We start from the raw sequence: 20,586 nt of genomic DNA on the forward strand, positions 1-20,586 counted from the left end.
CCGTTCGATTCCGGACGGCCGCTTCTCGGTATTACCACCGGTATTTTTTACAAATCACCCGCTTCCGGGACGTACTGGCGAATCAGTTCGCCGGTTTTGTCGCAAATGGTCTTGAACGCATTCTGCTCCTTGTCGGTCATGTTGACGACGAACGTTCCGCCCTCCATCGTACCATAGGCTTCCATGTTATCGAAGATGCCGAGAATCGAGAACACTACTTCCACCTGCGGCGTATCGTTCGCTCCGGCGAACTGGGCCACCAGAGCATTCACGCCCTTGAAATCGAGGTAGAACGTACCGGATTTACCTTTCACGATGCGGTCCAGCGATGCCAGCGACTCGAAATCGACGCCGTCCAGCGCCGATTTCACGGCAGCATCCGTCGTACAATAGAACACGTTGCCCTTCACGCCGAACAGCACCGAAATATCGCCCATGCTGAACAGGTATTCGCCCTCGGCAGTCTGCTGGATAGGCATGCCTGCCAGGCTCGTAACGATCGTCTGCAACACGACCGGGTCCTTGACCTGAGCCAGCACCGAACCGATCGGATAGCGTCCGTCAGCGGTTATCCCCGAGAACGAAATCACACAATCGCCGTTGAAAGCATCCATTACCTGCTTGATCATCGGGTTGGTCAGCATCATGCCGTAACCGGGCATTGCAGCCACCATCGCATAGAGTTTTTCGCCGTCGAGTCCGTAGGAAACCGTGCCGATGGTGTTGGCAGGCACATAACGCAGCAGGTCGCCGGTCTGGGGTTTCACGTATGCGTAATACTCCATCGCCTTCTTCTCGCTCTCCTTGTCTTTATACGACATCGTAGCGTTGCAAACGACACTGCCCTTCTCGAAATTGAGGGAGCCGATCATTGCCGATCCTTTCAGTATATCCATCATGGGCATCGTGCTCAGCATCGGATTATTCGTCAGGAACGATGCATTGGCATACGACATTACGACGTTAACGTCGTTCTGCCCGGCCAGTTGCGCCGCGATGGCCTTGTTCCCCATCAGGCTTTGATCCTGCTTCTGGGCAAACAGTTCCCGGACCTTCGCCTCGATGCCGCCGCAGGGGTTCGTCCTAAAAAAGAGCATGCAGGCAATGTCATTATAGGCACAGACTCCGCTTTCAGCCGACTCCTCGCCGATCTTAACGACGGAAACGCCGTTCTCGGTCACCGTCTCGGTTCCGCTCTTTTCGTTGACCCGGGCGATCAGGGCGTCCAGCTTGGCCTTATCGCCGACCGGGAACAGCACACCGCCGCTCACTTCGGGATTATTGATGTCGGCGCCGCCCATCGACATGAACAAGAAAAGGTCTTTTTTCAGGTCGAGGCCCGATTCTGCAGGATTCTCCAGCAGTGAAAGCAGGTATTCCGTCTCTTCGGCGGACAGGTTCTCCGCTTTGTCCAGTTCCGCCTTGAGACGGTTGAAAAGCGGATTTTGGGCGGCATCGCACGAGCCGCTCTTCTCCATGAGCGATGCGGCGTTGACCGACACTGTCATGAACGAATCGGCAGGCAGGACGTTCCGGTAATCGGCCCCGCCGCCGCAGGAGACGATCAACACGGCCACCGCCGCAAGGCAGGCCGACTTGATGATGGGTAAAAGGTTCTTCATAAACGAAAAAATTAAGGGTATATTCTATTCAGCAGCAAAGGTATAAAATTCGGGAAACGATATGCCGTTCCGGGGCAAATAAAATTGCACATTACCCCGAAAATTCCGATCCGCCGCCCGAGCGTGTCGTTTTCCGGGAATAATTTGTTATTTTTGTAGGAAATACACGACCGAACAACCATGACCCTTTCCCTGCTTTTCATACTGGCAACCTGCTGCCTCGCGGCAATCCTCGTCATCGTCCTGCTCCTGTGGCGCCGGGAATCGCGCAAACTCGCCGACTCGGAAACGCGCGAACGTGACGCCGTAACCCGCCTTTCGGCGGCCGAAGCGCGGCTGGCCGCCGCCGAACAGGCCGCCTCGGCCGAAAAAGAGTTCCGCCTGCGGTACGAGGAACAGGTACAGTCGCTGACCGAACAGCGTACTCGCACCGAAGCCGAACTGGCCGCACTGCGCGCCGCATCCGACACGGAACTCACGGCCCTGCGGGCACGGAACGCCGAGGAGCGCGCCGCCGAAAAAGCCGAACGCGAACAACTCGAAGAACGCTTCCGCCAGCAGTTCAAGAACCTCGCGACGGAAATCCTGGGCGAGCAGTCGCAGCGGTTCAAAGAGACGAACAAGGAGTCGATCGACATCCTCCTCAAACCGTTCCGGGAAAACATCGTCGACTTTCGCAAACGCGTCGAGGAGATTTACACCACGCAGACTTCCCAGCGCGGCGAACTGAAATCGGAACTCAAACGCCTGATGGAACTCAACCAGACGATTTCTGCCGAAGCCCAGAACCTGACCAACGCCCTGAAAGGCAATTCGAAGGTCCAGGGCGACTGGGGCGAGATGCTGCTCGAAACCATCCTCGACAGTTCGGCGCTCTCGAAAGGCATCCACTACGAGACGCAATACAACATCAAGGACGAAGAGGGACGCAACCTGCGCCCCGACGTGGTGCTGCACCTGCCTGAAAAAAAGGACATCGTCATCGACTCGAAAGTCTCGCTCACGGCCTTCGTGGGTTACTCCTCGGCCGACAGCGACGAAGAACGGCGGCGCCATCTCGCGGCGCACGTCGCCTCGGTGCGCCAGCACGTCACCGAACTGGGCCGCAAGGAGTACCAGCGGCGGCTCAATTCGCCCGACTTCGTCATCATGTTCATCCCCAACGAACCGGCGTTCCTCGCGGCGTTGCAGAACGACACGGCCATCTGGTCCGACGCCTACGACAAAAAGGTGATCATTTCGTCGCCGACGAACCTTTTCGCGCTGCTCAAACTCGTCGCCGACCTCTGGAAATACAACGACCAGGACAAAAACACCAAGGAGATCGCCGCCTGCGGGCTGAAACTCTACGAACAGCTCGTGGCCTTCACCTCCTCGCTCGAAGGGGTCGGCACGGCGCTCGACAAGGCCCGCGACGCTTACGAGGATGCCCACAAACGCCTCTGCTCGGGCAACGACAACATCATCCGCGTCGGCGAACGCCTGCGCAAGACCGCCCGCCTGCAAACCAAGCGGCAGCACGCCGCGCGGACACTCGAAATCGCCGGCAGCGAATCGGACGGGGACGATCTTCCCGAAGAACCCACGGCACTGCCCGGCGGCGAGGCATAGTTCCTCTGCTAAAAAATACGTCCGCAGGCTCATCGTTTTGCCTGCGGGGCGTGTCTATTATGCAAACTAACCTTTCTAAAAATATGAAAAGAGCTACAATTCTTTTTACGGCGTTGTGCCTGACGCTGGGCGCGGCAGCAGCCGGCAACCCCAAAGCCGACCCCAAGGCGGTCGTCGAAGCGGGGAACGCCCGTTTCACGGTGCTCACGCCGCAACTGATCCGCATGGAGTGGAGCGAAGACGGACGTTTCGAGGACCGCGCCACGCTGACGTTCGTCAACCGCGAAACCCCGGTCCCGGCCTTCAGGGTCCGCGACACGAAATCGAAAGTGACCATCACCACCCCGGCCCTCACGCTCACCTACATTAAAGACGGTAAATTCACCGATAGGAACCTGAAAGCCGTCTTCCGGCTCAACGGTAAAGAGGTCGTCTGGACCCCCGGCCTGGAAAACCCGCAGAACCTGATGGGCACGACCCGTACGCTCGACGGCTGCGACGGCCGCAATCTGGGCCGCGAACCGATGGAGCAGGGACTCCTGTCGCGCGCAGGCTGGTCCGTGGTAGACGACAGCCGGCGGCACGTGCTGACGCCCGACGGTTCGAAATGGAAGGAGTGGGTGGAAACCCGCCCCGAGGGCGACCGCCAGGACCTCTACCTCTTCGCCTATGGCCACGACTACAAACAGGCGCTCGCCGACTTCCAACTCGTCGCAGGCCGCGCGCCGCTGCCCCCGAAGTACACGTTCGGCTACTGGTGGAGCCGCTACTGGCAGTACTCCGACAACGAATTCGTCGACCTGGTCGGGAAACTCAAATCGATCGACATCCCGATCGACGTACTGATCGTCGACATGGACTGGCACGAGACCTGGGGACTCCGGAAGAAGAATCCCGCCAAGGACGAATACGGACAGCGCATCGGCTGGACTGGCTACACCTGGCAGAAGGAGCTGTTCCCCTCACCGGCGAATTTCCTGAAATGGACCGAGACCGAAGACCTCAAAGTGGCGCTCAACCTCCACCCCGCTTCGGGCATCCAGCCTTATGAGGCTGTTTACGAACCCTTTACCAAAGAGTACGGATGGACCGAGAAGGGCAAACCCGTGCCGTTCCACATCGACGAGCAGAAGTGGGCCGACGCCTATTTCAAGACCGTGCTGAACCCCATGGAGCGCCAAGGCGTCGATTTCTGGTGGCTCGACTGGCAGCAGTGGATGGAGTCGAAATTCACTCCGGGCCTCTCGAACACCTTCTGGCTCAACTACACCTTCTTCCACCACGCCGAACAGCAGAACCCTGCCCTGCGTCCCTTCATCTACCACCGCTGGGGCGGACTCGGCTCGCACCGTTATCCGCTGGCCTTCTCGGGCGACACCTACGCCAAATGGGAGACCCTGGCCTTCCTGCCCTACTTCACGGCCACCTCGTCGAATGTCAACTACGGCTATTGGGGCCACGACATCGGCGGGCACATGTTCAAAAAAGAGACGAAGGAAACCGATCCCGAACTCTATACCCGCTGGCTGCAGTACGGCGTCTTTACCCCCATCTTCAAAACCCACTCCACGAAAGACCCGCGCATCGAGCGCTACCTCTGGTTCTTCCCCGACCACCTGTTCGTCATGCGCGACGCCATCCGCCTGCGCTACACGCTCGCACCTTATATCTACGCCGCAGCACGCACCAATTATGACACGGGCGTCGGCATGTGCCGCCCGATGTACTACGACCACCCCGAGCAGGACGAAGCCTACAACGTTCCCGAGCAGTTCATGTTCGGCGACGACATTCTCGCCACGGCTATCGTCGAGCCGGTCGACAGCGTCACGGGACTCGCTGCACGCAAAATATGGTTCCCCGAAGGCAACTGGTACGACTGCGCCACGGGGGCGATGTACCAAGGAGGCCGCACCGAAACCCTGCATTATACCCTTTCGGAAAATCCCTGGTACGCCCGGGCCGGAGCCATCCTCCCGATGAATCCCGCGAACGTGAAAAACCTCCAGCAGCCGTGCGACACGCTGGTGCTGACCTTCATCCCGGGAGCTGACGGCGAGTTGAACCATTACGAGGACGACGGCGTCAGCCAGCAGTACACGACCGCCTACGCCGTCACGAAAGTCACGAAACACCAGGAAGGCAACACCGTCCGCGCCGTCATCGCACCCCGCAAAGGCTCTTACGAAGGAGCTCCGGCCAAACGCAGTTATGAACTGCGATTCCCCGCCACCTTCCCGCCCGAATCGGTGACGGTCAACGGCCGGGAGATTCCCTACGCCCGCTTCCCGAAGGCCGGCCAGTGGACTTACGACGCCTACACGCTGGCCCCGGTCGTCTACACAGGCGAAGCGGCCTGCGACCGTCCGCTGGAGGTCGTGCTGACTTTCAGCGAGCATGCCGTGACGCATCAGGCCGATCTCTACGGCAAGAGCGGCGTTTTCAAACGCTGCGTCGACCTGACCGTCGAATTCAAAACCGAACAGGGCAAGGTGGAGCCCTACCTGATGCTGCCCGTCGAATACCTCAACGTATCGCAGTGTCCGAACTTCATCCTCGAAGACCCGTTCCGCATCGCCGACTACCTCGCAGCCTACGAGAAAAACAAGTCGGTGCTGTTCGACACCACCGACAGGATGACGATCATTGGCGACAATTTCAAAAAACACCTGCGCGAAGTGATCGGAAGCGTAAAATAACCGCGCACCTGCATAGAAAATCCCCGGAAGTTCATTCCGGGGATTTTTTATTTGAAGGTGAGATGAACCGCTACACGAAGAACGCAATCGCCGAAAGCAGTTTGCGCAATTCGGCCAGCGCTCCCGAGATATGATACTGCACGGTCTTGGGGCTGATATTAAGCGCCTCGGCAATATCGTTGTAAGACATATTTTCGTAACGGCTCATGCAGAACACCTTACGCCGCTGCTCAGGCATATTGCTCACCGCCAGGTCGATCATCTCCATCAGGTCGTTCGTCGATACGCGGTCGTCGGTATCGGCAGGCGCTTCCGTCCCGTCCGCCACAGCCTGGGCCTGGTATTTCGACTCCACCTGCCGGTGTTTGAAGGCATTGAAAATGGCGTTGCGCGTCATCCGGAAAAGATACCCCTTGAACGACATGACGTTGCCCACGGTCTTGCGCTGTTCCCACACCCTGAGAAAAATATCGTGTGTAATATCCTCTGCCTCAATGCTATCTCCGAGCAGCCGGAACGCAAAGTCCCGTACCTTCGCGGCATAACGCAGGTAAAGGATATCGAGAGCCTCGGTATCCCCTTCCCGCAGTTTCCGCAACAGGATATGTTCGTCGCTATTCATGGTCCGTTTATGCAAATATAGATTTAACTCCAAAGAATCAAAAACCTTTTCGAATTATTTTTTATTTATTCACGACTATTTTATAAAATATTCACGGTTTCCACCCCGTCCACCATGGCTCCGAACGGCTCCAACGCGCAAAACAGCGGCCATGCAAAAAAAATGTAAAAAATATCGCCGGACAGACTGGCATCCTGCCGCCGAAAGTTGTCTTATTAATAGAAACGGATCCGAAAAAATCGTTTAACCCGAAAAAACCTAACATGAAAAAACATCTACTACTCCTACTGACACTCGTATGCGTGTGCCTGGCAAGCAGTTGTAAGGACGAAGATGAGGCGGCTCCCGACAGTGTGTACATGTACAGCACGACGGGAACGGTGGATGCCGCCGCCGGCACGCACTCCGTGACGATCTTCACCACCTGCGCCTGGACGGCCTCCGCAGACACCTGGATCACCGTCGACCCCGTCGCCGGCGGCGAAAAAGGCATCCATGTCGTGAAACTCGGCTACACGGCCAATCCGTCAGCCGGTCCGCGTACCGGAACCGTCACGTTCAAGGCCGGAACCTATACGGAGACCTTCACGCTGACACAGAAACAGTAACTGTCCGCAGGCAGCATAAACCCCAACACGCCCGGCTACCATGAGCAAACAGCAGCGCAAACAAATCATCAACTACATTTTCAACAATCCGAATGTTCCCGCAGAAATCCGCCGGGCATTCGAAGAGTGGATGCTCACCCGTGAAAACGAGGCCGAGATCGACGAAATCCTGTTGGAAATGTGGAACAGGCATACGGCCGACGCCACGATCGAAGAGACCCGGCTGGGTCTCCAGCGGCTCCATGCCGCGATCAAACCCGGACGGGTCCGCATGCTGGGACGCCGCATACTGCGCTACGCCGGCATAGCCGCCGCTGTCCTGCTCATCTTTGCCGGAGGTTACTACTTCGCCGCACGGACCGTCCGGCCCGCCGAGGAGATTACCCTGCTGACGGCCAAAGGCAATGTCGGCGAATTCACGCTGCCCGACGGCTCCCGTGTCTGGCTCAACAGCGAAAGCCGGCTGAAATACTCGGCGGAGTTCTCCGGCCCGACGCGTGAAGTCGCCCTCTCGGGCGAAGCCTTCTTCGAAGTCCGCAAAGACTCCCTGCGGCCGTTCCACGTCAACATGGACAACCTGCAGGTCGAGGTCCTGGGAACGTCGTTCGACGCCATCGGTTACTCGTTCGGGTCCCACCAGGAAATTATCCTCAAAACCGGATCGGTCAAAGTCTCCGGCGCTGACCTCGGCAAACCCGTCCTGCTGCGGCCCGACGAAAAATTATCGCTGGACACCCGCACCCGGCAGGTCACCGTCCGGCAGGTCGACGCCCGGAACTATTGCAGCTGGTTCGAGTCCCGCCTGATCTTCGACAACACGCCGCTCGCAGATATCATCACCAATCTCGAACGCAGGTACAACGTCGAAATAGCGCTCTCTTCACACATCCGCGTCGACAAACGGCTTTCGTTGGTCGTCTACCACGAACCGTTGGAAGACATTTTGGATGTCATGGCCACACTCATCCCGATCCGTTACCGGATCGACGGCAACCAAGTGCTGATAACCAAGAAGTAAATTCCTGAAACAACGAGCTGCCATCCCAGCCGGCGCCTCCCCGAAGAGGTTCCGGAATACCCTTCATTTGAACTGAAAAACCGAAAAACACCCAATTACCATGAATGAACCCAACGTTTTAAAACGGATTTGCCGACGCCTCTGCGCCGTCATCATCCTGTGTGCGGTGTCGGCCGTCCCGGCTTCAGCCCAGGTGCCGAACGTCACCCTCGAGGCGAAAAACGTCACCGTCAAAGAGCTCCTGCGGCTCATCGAAGCCAACAGTCCCTACACGTTCGCCTATGCCGACGCCGACATCACCCCCGGGAAACGGGTCTCGGTAAAGGCCGAGAACCGGAGCATCGAATCGATCATCGCCGAAGTCCTGCCCGAGGTGAATGTCGAGATTAAGGGACTGAAGATACTACTTACGACCCGTTCGGGGGGGGGTAAACCCGCCGCCCGCAATGCCAGCGCCAGCCGGACAATCACGGGCCGCATAACCGACGACGAGGGCGCCCCGGTAGTCGGAGCGACCGTCATCCTCAAGGGCACAACGACCGGAACGGCGTCGGGTCTCGACGGCAACTATTCACTCAATATCCGGCAGAGCAACGCCGTACTCGAAATTTCACTCATCGGATACAACAAAGTCGAACTGGCCCTCGCCGACAACCAGACGCGGGCCGATGTCCGGCTGACCGCCGATGCCATCGCCATGGACAACGTCGTGGTCGTAGGCTACGGCGTCCAGAACAAACGCGACGTGACGACCGCCATCTCGTCGATCAAAGCCGAGGATTTCGCCGGCGTCCCCAGCTCCGATTTCCGCGACGCCATGGCAGCCAAAATGCCGGGCGTGCAGGTGCTCCAGCTGGGCGGCCAGCCCGAAGGCAACGTTTCGGTCCGCATCCGCGGCATCCAGTCCGCCACGTCGGGTAACGACCCGCTGTATGTCATCGACGGCATTCCGTGCGACGCCCGGGCCTTCGCCAACCTCGACGGCAGCGACATCGAGAGCCTCGAAGTGCTCAAAGACGCCTCGGCGGCAGCTATCTACGGTTCGCGCGGTTCATGCGGCGTGATCCTCATCACCACCAAACGCGGCCAGAGCGAACACCCCGTCGTCAGCTACGACGGACAGTTCAGCGTTTCGAACGTCACCAAAACGATGGAAATGCTCGACGCCTACGAATTCGCCCAAATCTTCAAGGAAGCCCGCGACGGCGCCTACCTGTTCAACGTTCCGACGGGTTCGATCGACGATCCCTACGAGAGCCGCCCGCAAACCTACCACCGCGTCGACCCGCTCATCACGGCCTACCTGCAGGACAAGACCGGCACGATGGTCAACACCGACTGGCAGGACGCCATCTTCCGCACGGCCTACTCGACCAAACATTCGCTCTCGATATCGGGCCGCACCAAGAGCATCAACTATTTCGTCGGCGCCAACTACCTCTACCGCGAAGGCACGATCATCGGTTCGGACTTCGAACGCTACGGGCTGCGCGTCAACCTCGACGGCAAGCGCAACCGCCTGAAATACGGAGTCAGCTTCTCGCCCTCCTATTCGAAGTCGAACTACGTGGACGCCGACGCCCAGTACGGCGGCGACGGCGTGATCGCCTCGGCGCTGATGGCGCCCCCGGTTTTCCCGGTCTACAACTCCGACGGCTCCTACAACTGGGATATGAACGGCTTCCTGCGCATCAATACGTGGGACACCCAGACCAACGAGGTGCTCAACCCCGTGGCGCTGGCGCTCGAAATCGACGACATCCGCGAAAAACTCAACATCCTGGGCAACGTCTTCGCTTCCTACGAGTTCATCAAGGGCCTCGAATACAAAATCACGGCCGGCGGCGACTACTACTCTTACATCCGCAACTACTACCGCCCCTCCTCGCTCCCCTTGCGCGGTTACAAATACCTCGACGCGCAGTCGACCCCGTCGGCTAACTATTACAACAACAACTATTTCCACTGGACCCTCTCGAACCAGCTCTCCTTCAACCGCTCGTTCGGCGACCATACGATCAATGCCGTAGCCGTCTACGAAGCCGATAAATACACCACCCAGACGGCACAGATCGTCTCCACGGGCACGATCGGCGACGACAAGATCCGGTCCACCAAAGGCAAAACCATCGACCAGGACAACACCTACAACAACAAGTACGCCTATACGTTCGCCTCGTGGCTTCTGCGTGCGCAGTACTCCTACAAGGGGCGTTACATGGCTTCGGTCTCGGTCCGCGGCGACGGCTCGTCGCGCTTCGCCCCCAACACCCGCTGGGGTTACTTCCCTGCGGCAAGCATCGGCTGGCGCATCAGCGATGAAAACTTCATGCGCGGCATCAAGTGGATCGACGACATGAAATTCCGCGCCAGCGTCGGCCAGACGGGCAACGCCCAGATCGGCAACTCGGAATACCTGGCGCTCTACGGCACGACGAACATCGACCTGGGCAACGGGCTCACCTCGCAGGTCTACCCCAAACAGATAGCCAACAACGACCTGGGCTGGGAGAAGAATACCCAGTACAATGTCGGTGTAGACATCAGCCTTTGGCGCGGACTGCTCGGGCTGAACGCCGACTACTACTATTCGAAGACCACCGACATGCTTTTCGACGTTCCCGTCTCGTCGGTATCGGGCCTCACGACCTCGAACATGAACATCGGTTCGATGCAAAACAGAGGTGTCGAGTTATCGCTCTCCTCGCGCCGCACGTTCGGCGACTTCTCCTACGCCGTTTCGGCCAACTGGTCGCTCAACCGCAACAAGGTGCTGAGCCTCGGCGACGAAAACGCCGACATCATCAAGGAGTCCTCCTACGCCGGCGGCTACTACATCACCCGCGTCGGACAGCCCGTCGGCTGTTATTACCTGATGGTCCAGGACGGCATCTTCCACAACCAGGAGGAGCTGGACTCCTACCCGCATTTCGACACGGCGCAGGTGGGCGACTTCCGTTTCGTCGACGCCAACGGCAACGGCATTCTCGAAAAAGACGCCGACCGGGTGATCGTAGGCAACTACATGCCCGATTTCTACTACGGATTCTCGGTGAACCTCTCCTGGAAAGGCTTCGACCTCGCCGCAGCGTTCCAGGGGGTCTACGGCAACGAAATCCTCAACCTCGAACGACGCTACCTGCTCAACATGGAGGCTTCGTCGAACATGATGCGCGAATCGCTCCAGCGCTACCCCTACGGCGAACTGAACCGCGCGACCCGCAAATCGAGCGGTAACAACGGCGCCTGCACCTCGACCTTCCACCTGGAGGACGGCTCCTACCTGCGCCTGCAAAACCTCTCGCTGGGCTACACCTTCCCCGACAAATGGACCCGCCGGGCCGGAATTTCGAAACTGCGTATCTATGTGCAGGGCAGCAACCTCTTCACCTGGACCAACTATTCGGGCTACAACCCCGAGGTCAACAAGCGCGCGGCAGACGCCCTGCGCCCCGGCGAGGACTACTGTTCCTACCCGCTTTCGCGCACGTTCAGCGTCGGCATCAACTTTAACCTGTAATTTCAAAGACGAAGATTATGAAACTGAAATACTACCTCGTTTTCACCGCTTTCGCGCTGAGTTCGTGCGGCGAAGGCTTCTTCGAACAGTACCCCAGCAATGACATCACCGAAGGCAACTTCTATAAAACCGACGATGATTTCAACCAGGGCGTCGTCTCCTGCTACGCCAAACTCAAGACAATGATGAGTTTCCACCTCACGGAGATCGGTTACCGCAGCGACGAGAACATCCTCGAATCGATGGCCGTTTCGACGCAGGACCGCTACGACATAGACAATTTCATCGAGACGGCGAGCAACGGCATCCTGAGCGACATCTGGGATGCCTGGTACAACGGCATCTACCGCTGCAACGACGTACTCGACCACATGCACGGCGTGCAGATTCCCAACTACGACAAATACCGCGGCGAATGCCTCTTCATGCGCTCCTGGTGGTACTTCAACCTCTATCGCACGTTCGGCGTGGTTCCGATCGCCCGCACGGTCGTACCCCCGGCTGCGGCCAAACTCATCCCGCGCTGCACCGAGGCGGAGATGTACAGCCTGCTGACCGAAGACCTCGCCGAGGCCGCACGCCTGCTGCCCGCGACCCGCGGCGCCGAGACGGCCCGTGTGACCGGTATCGCGGCCTACACGCTGCTGGCGAAAGTATATCTCACGTTCGGCAAGCACGCCGAAGCCAAGACCGCACTCGAAGAGGCGATGAAGGCCACGGGCTACGGACTGGAATCCACGACGAAACGGGTCTTCGACATCAACAACAAGATGAACAAGGAGGTCATCTTCGCGCTCTACTACAACAAGACCAACGACAACGGACACGGTTACTGGTACAGTACCAATACCGATGTAATGGCCGACATCCGCAACCCGACCCCCGAATTCAAGGCGATTTACGACGAGACCGACAACCGGCTGGCGCTGATCAGCACCTACACGAAGATACAGAGCAACCTCTTCGCCATGACCAAGTGGTACGACACCTACGACGCTACCTACAATACGCAGGTAGGCAACGACTTCCCGCACCTGCGCTATGCAGACATCACGCTGATGTACGCCGAAGCGCTCGCCGAAACGGACCTGCCGACGGCGCTGACATGGCTCAACAAAACCCGCACCCGGGCCGGACTCGACGAACTGACCTCGGACGACGTGAAGACCAAAGCCGAGTTTATTCGCGAACTGGCCGCCGAGCGCGGACGCGAATTCGCCCTGGAAGGCCACCGCTGGTTCGACCTCGTGCGGCTGGGGCTGGCCGTGGAGCATTTCCGCAACCTGGGTTACACGCTCGACGCCCACAACCTGATCTTCCCCATCCCGCAGAACCAGATCGAGATCGTGAACAACCCCTCGATCCTGTGGCAAAACCCCGGTTTCTAATTCATCAACCCTTAAAGTCAAAACAAGCATGAAAAAGATAATCAACCTGTTGCTGGGCACAGTCCTCACGGCGAACCTCGCAGCGTGCTGGACCGAGGACATTCCCGAGGCGGGTGCGGCACGTCACCAGGTCACCGGCCTCACGGCTACGCCGGGCGATGAAGAGGTACTGCTCTCGTGGAGCATGCCCGAAGGCTGGAACCCGACGGACTTTATCGTCTACTACACCGACTCCGATTCGAAAACCGTGACCCGGCGTACGGGCGGCCCGATGAACTGCACGGTAAACGGGCTTACCAACGGTACGCAATACACATTCTACGTGCAGGCCGTATACGGCGAAAACATCTCGAACTACGTGGGCATTACGGGCAAACCGTCGACCACGCGGTTCCCGGTCACCGACCTCGCGGCCGAAGCGGGCAACGCCTACGTCACGCTCACGTGGTCGAAACCCGCAACGACGGTGCTCTCCTATACGCTCTCCTACTACAACGAAGACGCTACCGGCGACGTGACGGAACAGCCCATCGACAAGGATGCGACCACCATCACGCTGGACAACCTGGTCAACGACAAGAACTACTACTTCTCGCTGGTGGCCAACTATGCCAAGGGAACCTCTGAAGCGGCCACCATCAAGGCCATGCCGACCCAGGCCGTCCCCTACACCCTCGACCGCGACAAGGCAGCCAAGAATCAGCCCATCACCTTCACGTTCAACACGGCGGATTACCCGACGGCCACCGATGTCAAATGGACTTTCCCGGGCGATGTCGTAAAGCAGGGCACGGTCGTCAAATACGGACTCGGATCGATCGGCACGCAGACCGTGAAACTGAGCGCGACCATCAACGGCAGCGTACGGAGCTGGAACCTCGAAGTCGAGATTCGCGAATACGTCGTTTACAGCACCGACTGGGCGCAGGACGGCTCGAACTACAACGGTTTCAAAGGCACTTGTCCGGTATTCTCGCCCGACGGGAAAACCGTCTACATCATCACGTTCAACAAGGTGGCGGGCCTGTACGCCTTCGACCTGGCCACAGGCAGCGAGAAGTGGCGTTACGTCCCGGCAGCCAAGTCGAACAGCTACAACATGCTCACCGTGAACCCTGTCACCGGCGACATCTATTACGGAACGACCACCGCCGGGCAATTCTATGCCGTGACCGCCGAAGGTCAATTGAAGTGGACCTTCACCGAGGCCGGCTCCATGCAAAGCTGCTCTCCGGCCGTCAATGCCTCCGGAAGTGTCGTTTACATCAGCGACGCCACGGGCAACACGTTCGGGATCGACGCTTCGTCGGGATCGAAAATCTGGTCCTATGCAGCCGGCGCCAAAGGCTGCGGCCTGCTGGTCTTCGCGAACGAACTGCTCGTCGGCACGACCTCCAACGCCATCTTCCTCAATGCCGAAACCGGAGCGGAGATCGCCAAAGTCGCACTGGGCTGCACGATGGTCGACAATACGGGTTTTGCCGTCAGCAACGACAAGACACTGGCCTATTTCGGCGCTAAATCCGGCTACATCGGGGCCGTCAACCTGACTTCGCGCACCATCCACGGCCGTCTCCTGGCCGGAGGCGGCAATGCCACGGCCAACGACATCTACGAACCCGTCGTAGCCCCCAACGGCTCGGTCTTCGCCGGATCGAAAAGCGGCGAGGTGTTCAACGTGAAGGGCGACCTTTCGGCCAAAAACTGGGAATATGCGCATACCCCCAGCGGAACCCCGCTCACCAACGCATTCAACTTCGCGCACCCCTGCGTCGACTCCGAAAACCGGTTCTACATCACGGCAGGACAGGCTTCCAACGTCTCCTACATTTTCGATGCGAACGGCAACGTCCTCGACTCGTGGAGCTACGAGGGCAGCGATACCAACCAGAAACAGATGGGCGGCAACAACTACCTCGACGGCGTTCTCTATTCGGCGTTCATCGGCAGTTCCTCGAAAAACGGAATCTTCGTTGGCAAATACGTCGGAGGCGAGCGGGCTTCGAGCTGGAGCACCCACGGCGGGGACCTCTGCGGCTCGTGCTGCGTAAAATAACCGATTCGGGAGGCGCCGGCTGCACCGGAGCCTCCCTTTACATCCCTAATCCGTAACCGCAATGAAAAAACTTATAATCCTCAGCATGGCCTTTCTGCTGATAGGCTCTGTTTCACAAGCCAAATATCCGGTCGGCATCTCCCTCAGCATGCTGAAAACACCCTCCGCGGAGGGACTCGCGCAAATCAAGGCCTCCGGGGTCGATCACGTCGAAGTCGTCTTCAACTACTTCTGGCGCAATGCCCCCGAGAACGAATGTTACACCCGGGCCTACCGGGTCAAGGCGCTGCTCGAAGAAGCCGGACTCAAAGTCTGGTCCTGCCACCTGCCGTTCAGCCGCCAGCTCGATATTTCGGTGCTCGATCCGGCGCTGCGCGAGCAGAACGTCGTGCTCATGGAGCGGATGATCCGCCTCGCGTCGATCTTCGGCCCGCAGCGTCTCGTGCTCCATCCCAGTTCGGAGCCGATCACCGACGAAGAACGGGAGACCCGCCTGCAAAACTCGGCCAACTCCATCGGCCGCCTCGCGCTGGCCGCCAAAGAAATCGGCGCAGTGCTCTGCATCGAGAACCTGCCCCGCACGTGCCTGGGCCGCGACTCGGGCGAACTCATGCGGCTCATCGCCGACTACCCCGAAGTCATGGTCTGCTTCGATTCGAACCACCTGCTCAAAGAGGAGCATGCACACTTCTTCGAGACCGTCGGCAACCGCATCGGCACGGTCCACGCTTCGGACTACGACCGCAAGGACGAACGGCACTGGCTGCCGGGCGAAGGCGTCATCGACTGGCCCGATTTCCTCCGCCGCCTGCAGGCTTCGGGCTACAAGGGAGTCTTCATGCACGAAGTCCGTGCCGGGGAGGCCGCCACGCCCGAAAACATCGTCAAAACCTATAACGAGGTAATACTCGGCAACAAGAAAAAATAACCGACAAAATACACTGCCATGAAATACGGACTGCTGAATAAAATCCGGCCGATGCTGTGGCTCGGCCTCTGCGCCGCCAGCCTCGGTGCGGGGTGCTCGAACGACGACTCGGACGAAACCTCGGAACTGGCCGCCAAAGTCACCCTGACACTTTCGAAATACTACAACGACCAGGGTGCGACATCGCTCGTCACGTGGAAAAGCTCCGACCGGGGAGCCGTCTTTGCCGTCAAACACGGCGTGGCGGAGCCCGCCTACGCGGCGCCGATCCTCCCCGGATCCCAGAAGTCGCTCTTCCTCTTCACGGTCGACGCTCCGGCGCATGCCGATGCGACGCTCGTGGGCTTCTACCCTTCCGACGCGGCCCTCGCGTGCGAAGACAACACCCTGAAGGCGAGCATTCCCGCTACCCAGAGCGGCAGCATCACGCCCTGCCTCGTCGGCAAAGCTACGGCCCGCGCCAACAGTTACGAAGGCTACGACATCGAACTCAAACAGCTTTTCTGCACGATGTACGTCAGCGTCAAAAAGGGAAATTACTCGATCAGCAAGGCCGTCGTCAAAGCCAACGGCGGCGAAACGATTGCCGGGGATATTTCGATCGGCATCGACGACGGGTCGGTCAGCGCATCGGCGCAGACGATCACCGTGACGCCGCCTTCGCCCATAGACTGCACCGGCGAAGCCCGGCTGATTCCGGTAATGATAGCCCCCGTAACTCTCTCACAAGGGTATACCGTGACCCTCACCGACACCGACGGCCATTCGTTTTCGGTCGGTTCGACCGATCCCGTGACGCTCACGGCCGGTGACAAGATCGAGACCGACGACGCCCGTTCGACAGAGGTAACCGAACTGATCTTCTGCGGCGACAACATGGTCTACATGATCGATGCGGGATTGGCCGACGAAACGGGCTACAAAAATGCCGTCACGTGGAGTTGGGACGCCACCACCGCAGCAGAGACGCTCGGGCTGGCCGCGTCGCGCTGCAACCACCTCGACGACTGCAAGCCCGTCGACAACGGCAAAAAGCTCCTGGTCACGAGTTCCTACAACTGGTGCGCGCTGCTCGACATCGCAACCGGGGAGGTGCTCTTCCACACCACGGCAGCCCCCAACGCCCATTCGGCGGAGATGCTCCCGGACAACCGCATTGCCGTAGCCTGCTCCGAAGGCAGCGGCTCCAACAACAACAAAGTCCAGGTCTACGACATCGCGCGCCCGAACCTCGTTTTGTTCCAGTCGGAACTCGGTTCGGCACACGGCGTAGTCTGGAACGAAACGACCCAGCGGCTTTACGCCATCGGGGGCCAGAGCCTCCAGATTTACAAGCTGAAAGACTGGACGAGCGCAACGCCTTCGCTCGAACTGGAGAAAACCGTACAGACGCCTTACGGCGGCCTGCACGACATGTCGCTGGTCAACTCCAACACACTCTGCATCGGCGGACGCCGGGCATACCTCTACGACATCGGCGCCAACCAGTTTACCGAAATGACGCTCTTCGCCAGCTCCACCGCCATCAAGTCGATCAACTACAACGACGACACGGGCGAATTGTGGTACACCGATTCGACGATTCCGGAAGGTTCGCAGTCCTGGTCGACACAGACCATCCGCTATGCCGCCGACCGAAACGGCTCCGCCGCGACGCGTACGATCAAAGTCCCCGACCTGGATATGTACAAGGTCCGCGTCATGAGCTGGTAAGCCTCACCCAAAGCCCCCACCCGGCTAACGGAAACGCCGCCCGAACGTTACAACGTTTCGGACGGCGTTTCTCAATTCGGGTACTCTGTTATCGCTTTGTTTTCCAACTCTTGCGCATCCGCGATTCGATGCCCGGCGTCGCGTCGAGCGCAAGGGCCTCCACGAGGTCGTCCCACGACTCCGCGACCCAGCCGACACGCTCCCGGCAATGTTTCAGCACCTCCACGGCCCAGACCTTCACCGCGACTTTCGCCTCCGGATCGACCGCCCATTCGGCAGCCGTCTCCGCAATCCTTTCGAGAGCGTCGCCATCCGGTTCATAACGTTCCAGCAGGTCGGCCATGATCTTCCCGAAATGACGCCGCGCGCTGGCATTGCCGCACGCCGGGAAATCGGTCCGGCAAAAGGCATCGGCATACGGCAGAAACGAACCGGGCGAAGCGAAGTAGATGCGTTCGAGCACATAAGCACCCCGGAACAACACTTTCCGGCGTACGGGCTTCGGCAACTCCGGGTGCGGCGAAGTGGCCGTCTCATACAGCAACGCAACAGCATCCGCATCACGGACCAGCCGGGCCGTTTCATCGGCAAAATTGCCGTAAAACCGCTCCGACAGGAGTTTTATCAGGGCTTCGCGCGTCATAAAGATTCCGATTTGCCGTCAGAACAGGTGCGGTTCCGGGCTTCGGGAAGCAGGCCGCCGCTCCAACCGCGATTTATCGTCACGACAAATCTCAGAAGAGTTTTTTCCTGGAAGTGGTCACCACAAAATCTTTCAGGTAGAAAGGCTCGAAATAAGCGATGTCCACCGTGCGGCCTTCGTCGAGCGCCTGCTGGGCCAGCCGCGCAAGTCCGCGGGCCGACGGGGTCACCTCGACCAGCGTCGCATCGGGCAGCACATCGGCACACTTGCGGGCTCCGCTGCCGAAAATCACGAACGGGCGTCCCTGCCCGCGAAACGCCGCAAAGCTCTCCGTATCGATCACTTCGGCCGAAACCTCGCTCTGCGGTCGGCCGTCGGCGTCGAACACCTGCGCATAGACCTCCATGCGCCGCGCATCGACCATCGGGCACAGATAAGCATTCTCCCAGCCTTCGACCGAAAGAATCCCCGCCTCATAATCTTCGCGGGCCACCTCGGCCAGTGCGTCGAGCGACCCTACGGCCACCAGCGGCTTCTGCAAACCGTAACAAAGCCCTTTGGCGAACGATACGCCGATACGCAATCCCGTGTACGACCCGGGCCCCTTACCCACAGCCACGGCATCGAGGTCTTCGGGAGCAATCCCCGTCTCGCGCAGCAATTCGTCGACGAACACGCCGACCTTGCGGGCATGGTCACGCCCCTCGTCGCTCTCGCGCAGCGACAGCAGTTCGCCGTCCTTGGCGATCCCCACGGAACAAACGTCCGTTCCGGTTTCAATGCAAAGAATCAAAGACATATTTTTATTGTTTATCTATAATCCCAAAGTGCTCCAGCGCCTTCCGGATGCCGTCGTCGTCGACCGATGCGGTAATGTAATCCGCGGCATTCAGCGCCTCGTCGCAGGCATTGCCCATCGCGACGCCCACACCTGCGGCCCGGAGCATCGCAACGTCGTTGCCGCCGTCGCCGAAAGCCATCGTTTCGTCGTGTGCAAACCCGAAATGGGCCGCAAACTCCGCCATGCCGGTTCCCTTGTCGACACCCCGCACATTGATATCCGCGAAAACCGGACACCAGCGCGTCGCCACGAGCGACGGCAGTTCGGCCATTACCCTGCGCTCGGTCTCCGGGTCGAAGAAGAAACACATCTGGCAGCACTCGCAGTTTTCGAACAACTCGTAGAGGTTCGTTTCGACCGGCATGGGATGGGCCACCATCCGCGACCACTCCTCGGCGCCGGGCGACAGGCGATTGACGAACAATCCCTCGTTCAACTCGAAGGCCAGCGAGAATCCGTACCGGTCGGAGAGTTGCATGGCACGTTCGAAATCGGCCCGCGGAATCGGATGCCGGGCCACGACCCGCCCGTCGCACATCAGGCAGTCGGCTCCGTTCAGAGCCGCCACCCCGTCGTAGGGAATCTCCCCCAACTCCCCGAGGTCGCCGGCTGCGCGTCCCGTAGCGATGAAGAGTTGCACACCGCGCGCATGGGCCTGCCACAGCGCTTCCAGCGCCGAAACAGGTACTTCGTGGGTCTTGAAACTGATCAGCGTTCCGTCCACATCCAAAAATATCGCTTTCGTCATAAGTGTCTATCGGTTTCTCTATCCGCCGTCTTCGCAACGAATTATTTCCTATACGTTTTCATCGCCTTGTCCATCTCCCGTTTGGCGTCGTTCTCCTTCAGGTATTCACGCTTGTCGTACGACTTACGGCCACGGGCCAGCCCCACGACGACCTTCGCCAGACCGCGCTCGTTCAGGAACAGGCGCAGGCCCACGATCGTGAGCCCCTTGTCCTGTGAAACGCGCTGGAGTTTGTCCAGTTCGCGCGCCGTAAGCAGCAGCTTGCGGTCGCGGCGCGGAACGTGGTTGTTGCAGGTTCCCCAGGCATATTCGGAGATATTGATGCCGCGCACCCACAGTTCTCCCCGGTCGAAATAGCAGAACGTATCGACCATCGAAGCCTTGCCCGCACGGATGGATTTTATTTCCGTTCCGACGAGCACAATGCCCGCAACGTACTCTTCCAGAATCTCATAGTCGAACGTCGCGCGCTTGTTCCGGATATTTATCTTTTTCTGTTCACTCATAATACTCAAAAACGGCACACAAATTGCAATTTTAACAGCAGGGGTGGGAATCGGTCAAGGTAA

Annotated in this window: 15 protein-coding genes; 9 read left to right on the top strand and 6 right to left on the bottom strand. The window is 59.0% G+C overall.

Features of this window, described 5'->3' with window-relative positions; translation table 11 throughout:
* Positions 1-47 precede the first annotated feature (47 nt).
* Positions 48-1,622, bottom strand: a complete 1,575-nt coding sequence (locus KG007_RS02235) for a DUF4836 family protein (RefSeq protein ID WP_213347206.1) — start codon at positions 1,620-1,622, stop codon at positions 48-50.
* A gap of 180 nt (positions 1,623-1,802) precedes the next feature.
* Between KG007_RS02235 and KG007_RS02240 the strand changes: the two genes are divergently transcribed.
* Together KG007_RS02240 and KG007_RS02245 are read left to right on the top strand one after the other, a co-directional pair.
* Positions 1,803-3,233 (top strand): DNA recombination protein RmuC, encoded by a 1,431-nt coding sequence (locus tag KG007_RS02240; protein ID WP_213347207.1) that lies wholly within the window; start codon positions 1,803-1,805, stop codon positions 3,231-3,233.
* An 83-nt stretch (positions 3,234-3,316) separates the two neighbouring features.
* Positions 3,317-5,932, top strand: coding sequence for a glycoside hydrolase family 31 protein (locus KG007_RS02245; RefSeq protein WP_213347208.1), 2,616 nt, complete (start codon positions 3,317-3,319; stop codon positions 5,930-5,932).
* Positions 5,933-6,002: 70 nt separating this feature from the next.
* On the opposite strand, the gene KG007_RS02250 is transcribed toward KG007_RS02245, so the two are convergent.
* Positions 6,003-6,554, bottom strand: a complete 552-nt coding sequence (locus KG007_RS02250; RefSeq protein ID WP_213347209.1) for an RNA polymerase sigma-70 factor — start codon at positions 6,552-6,554, stop codon at positions 6,003-6,005.
* A gap of 263 nt (positions 6,555-6,817) precedes the next feature.
* Between KG007_RS02250 and KG007_RS02255 the strand changes: the two genes are divergently transcribed.
* The 7 genes from KG007_RS02255 to KG007_RS02285 all read left to right on the top strand — a co-directional run bounded on the left by KG007_RS02255 (position 6,818) and on the right by KG007_RS02285 (position 17,785).
* Positions 6,818-7,162 carry a BACON domain-containing protein gene (locus tag KG007_RS02255; protein ID WP_195458385.1) on the top strand — a complete coding sequence of 115 codons (345 nt, stop codon included), beginning with the start codon at positions 6,818-6,820 and terminating at the stop codon, positions 7,160-7,162.
* Positions 7,163-7,202: 40 nt separating this feature from the next.
* Complete coding sequence (locus KG007_RS02260) at positions 7,203-8,180, top strand: FecR family protein (protein ID WP_213347210.1); 978 nt, start codon at positions 7,203-7,205, stop codon at positions 8,178-8,180.
* 100 nt (positions 8,181-8,280) lie between these two features.
* Positions 8,281-11,700 carry a SusC/RagA family TonB-linked outer membrane protein gene (locus tag KG007_RS02265; RefSeq protein WP_249413219.1) on the top strand — a complete coding sequence of 1,140 codons (3,420 nt, stop codon included), beginning with the start codon at positions 8,281-8,283 and terminating at the stop codon, positions 11,698-11,700.
* 17 nt (positions 11,701-11,717) lie between these two features.
* Positions 11,718-13,088, top strand: coding sequence for a RagB/SusD family nutrient uptake outer membrane protein (locus tag KG007_RS02270; RefSeq protein ID WP_213347211.1), 1,371 nt, complete (start codon positions 11,718-11,720; stop codon positions 13,086-13,088).
* Between the two features lie 28 nt (positions 13,089-13,116).
* Entirely contained in the window at positions 13,117-15,144 is a 2,028-nt protein-coding gene (locus KG007_RS02275) for a fibronectin type III domain-containing protein (RefSeq protein WP_213347212.1), read from the top strand.
* A gap of 61 nt (positions 15,145-15,205) precedes the next feature.
* Positions 15,206-16,072: a sugar phosphate isomerase/epimerase family protein gene (locus KG007_RS02280; RefSeq protein WP_213347213.1), complete on the top strand. Its 867-nt coding sequence runs from the start codon at positions 15,206-15,208 to the stop codon at positions 16,070-16,072.
* Positions 16,073-16,090: 18 nt separating this feature from the next.
* Positions 16,091-17,785 carry a DUF6528 family protein gene (locus tag KG007_RS02285; protein ID WP_213347214.1) on the top strand — a complete coding sequence of 565 codons (1,695 nt, stop codon included), beginning with the start codon at positions 16,091-16,093 and terminating at the stop codon, positions 17,783-17,785.
* Positions 17,786-17,873: 88 nt separating this feature from the next.
* Here KG007_RS02285 and KG007_RS02290 read toward each other — a convergent pair whose 3' ends face one another.
* From KG007_RS02290 to smpB, 4 genes are all read right to left on the bottom strand, one after another.
* Complete coding sequence (locus KG007_RS02290) at positions 17,874-18,428, bottom strand: hypothetical protein (RefSeq protein ID WP_195458391.1); 555 nt, start codon at positions 18,426-18,428, stop codon at positions 17,874-17,876.
* Between the two features lie 91 nt (positions 18,429-18,519).
* On the bottom strand, positions 18,520-19,227 hold the full coding sequence (gene tsaB, locus KG007_RS02295) for a tRNA (adenosine(37)-N6)-threonylcarbamoyltransferase complex dimerization subunit type 1 TsaB (protein ID WP_213347215.1): 708 nt from the start codon (positions 19,225-19,227) through the stop codon (positions 18,520-18,522).
* A gap of 4 nt (positions 19,228-19,231) precedes the next feature.
* The gene (locus tag KG007_RS02300) at positions 19,232-20,017 is read right to left on the bottom strand and encodes a Cof-type HAD-IIB family hydrolase (protein WP_213347216.1); all 786 of its coding nucleotides are present in this window, start codon (positions 20,015-20,017) and stop codon (positions 19,232-19,234) included.
* 41 nt (positions 20,018-20,058) lie between these two features.
* Positions 20,059-20,523, bottom strand: coding sequence for an SsrA-binding protein SmpB (smpB, locus tag KG007_RS02305; RefSeq protein ID WP_213347217.1), 465 nt, complete (start codon positions 20,521-20,523; stop codon positions 20,059-20,061).
* Positions 20,524-20,586: the final 63 nt, after the last annotated feature.

Origin of the sequence: Alistipes montrealensis, from assembly GCF_018362775.1 — a bacterium.
GTDB lineage: Bacteria > Bacteroidota > Bacteroidia > Bacteroidales > Rikenellaceae > Alistipes > Alistipes montrealensis.

Bases quoted from the DNA above. Each gene is read 5' to 3' on its own strand.
- KG007_RS02235 (WP_213347206.1), bottom strand. From the start codon at position 1,622: ATGAAGAACCTTTTACCCATCATCAAGTCGGCCTGCCTTGCGGCGGTG.
- KG007_RS02240 (WP_213347207.1), top strand. From the start codon at position 1,803: ATGACCCTTTCCCTGCTTTTCATACTGGCAACCTGCTGCCTCGCGGCA.
- KG007_RS02245 (WP_213347208.1), top strand. From the start codon at position 3,317: ATGAAAAGAGCTACAATTCTTTTTACGGCGTTGTGCCTGACGCTGGGC.
- KG007_RS02250 (WP_213347209.1), bottom strand. From the start codon at position 6,554: ATGAATAGCGACGAACATATCCTGTTGCGGAAACTGCGGGAAGGGGAT.
- KG007_RS02255 (WP_195458385.1), top strand. From the start codon at position 6,818: ATGAAAAAACATCTACTACTCCTACTGACACTCGTATGCGTGTGCCTG.
- KG007_RS02260 (WP_213347210.1), top strand. From the start codon at position 7,203: ATGAGCAAACAGCAGCGCAAACAAATCATCAACTACATTTTCAACAAT.
- KG007_RS02265 (WP_249413219.1), top strand. From the start codon at position 8,281: ATGAATGAACCCAACGTTTTAAAACGGATTTGCCGACGCCTCTGCGCC.
- KG007_RS02270 (WP_213347211.1), top strand. From the start codon at position 11,718: ATGAAACTGAAATACTACCTCGTTTTCACCGCTTTCGCGCTGAGTTCG.
- KG007_RS02275 (WP_213347212.1), top strand. From the start codon at position 13,117: ATGAAAAAGATAATCAACCTGTTGCTGGGCACAGTCCTCACGGCGAAC.
- KG007_RS02280 (WP_213347213.1), top strand. From the start codon at position 15,206: ATGAAAAAACTTATAATCCTCAGCATGGCCTTTCTGCTGATAGGCTCT.
- KG007_RS02285 (WP_213347214.1), top strand. From the start codon at position 16,091: ATGAAATACGGACTGCTGAATAAAATCCGGCCGATGCTGTGGCTCGGC.
- KG007_RS02290 (WP_195458391.1), bottom strand. From the start codon at position 18,428: ATGACGCGCGAAGCCCTGATAAAACTCCTGTCGGAGCGGTTTTACGGC.
- tsaB (WP_213347215.1), bottom strand. From the start codon at position 19,227: ATGTCTTTGATTCTTTGCATTGAAACCGGAACGGACGTTTGTTCCGTG.
- KG007_RS02300 (WP_213347216.1), bottom strand. From the start codon at position 20,017: ATGACGAAAGCGATATTTTTGGATGTGGACGGAACGCTGATCAGTTTC.
- smpB (WP_213347217.1), bottom strand. From the start codon at position 20,523: ATGAGTGAACAGAAAAAGATAAATATCCGGAACAAGCGCGCGACGTTC.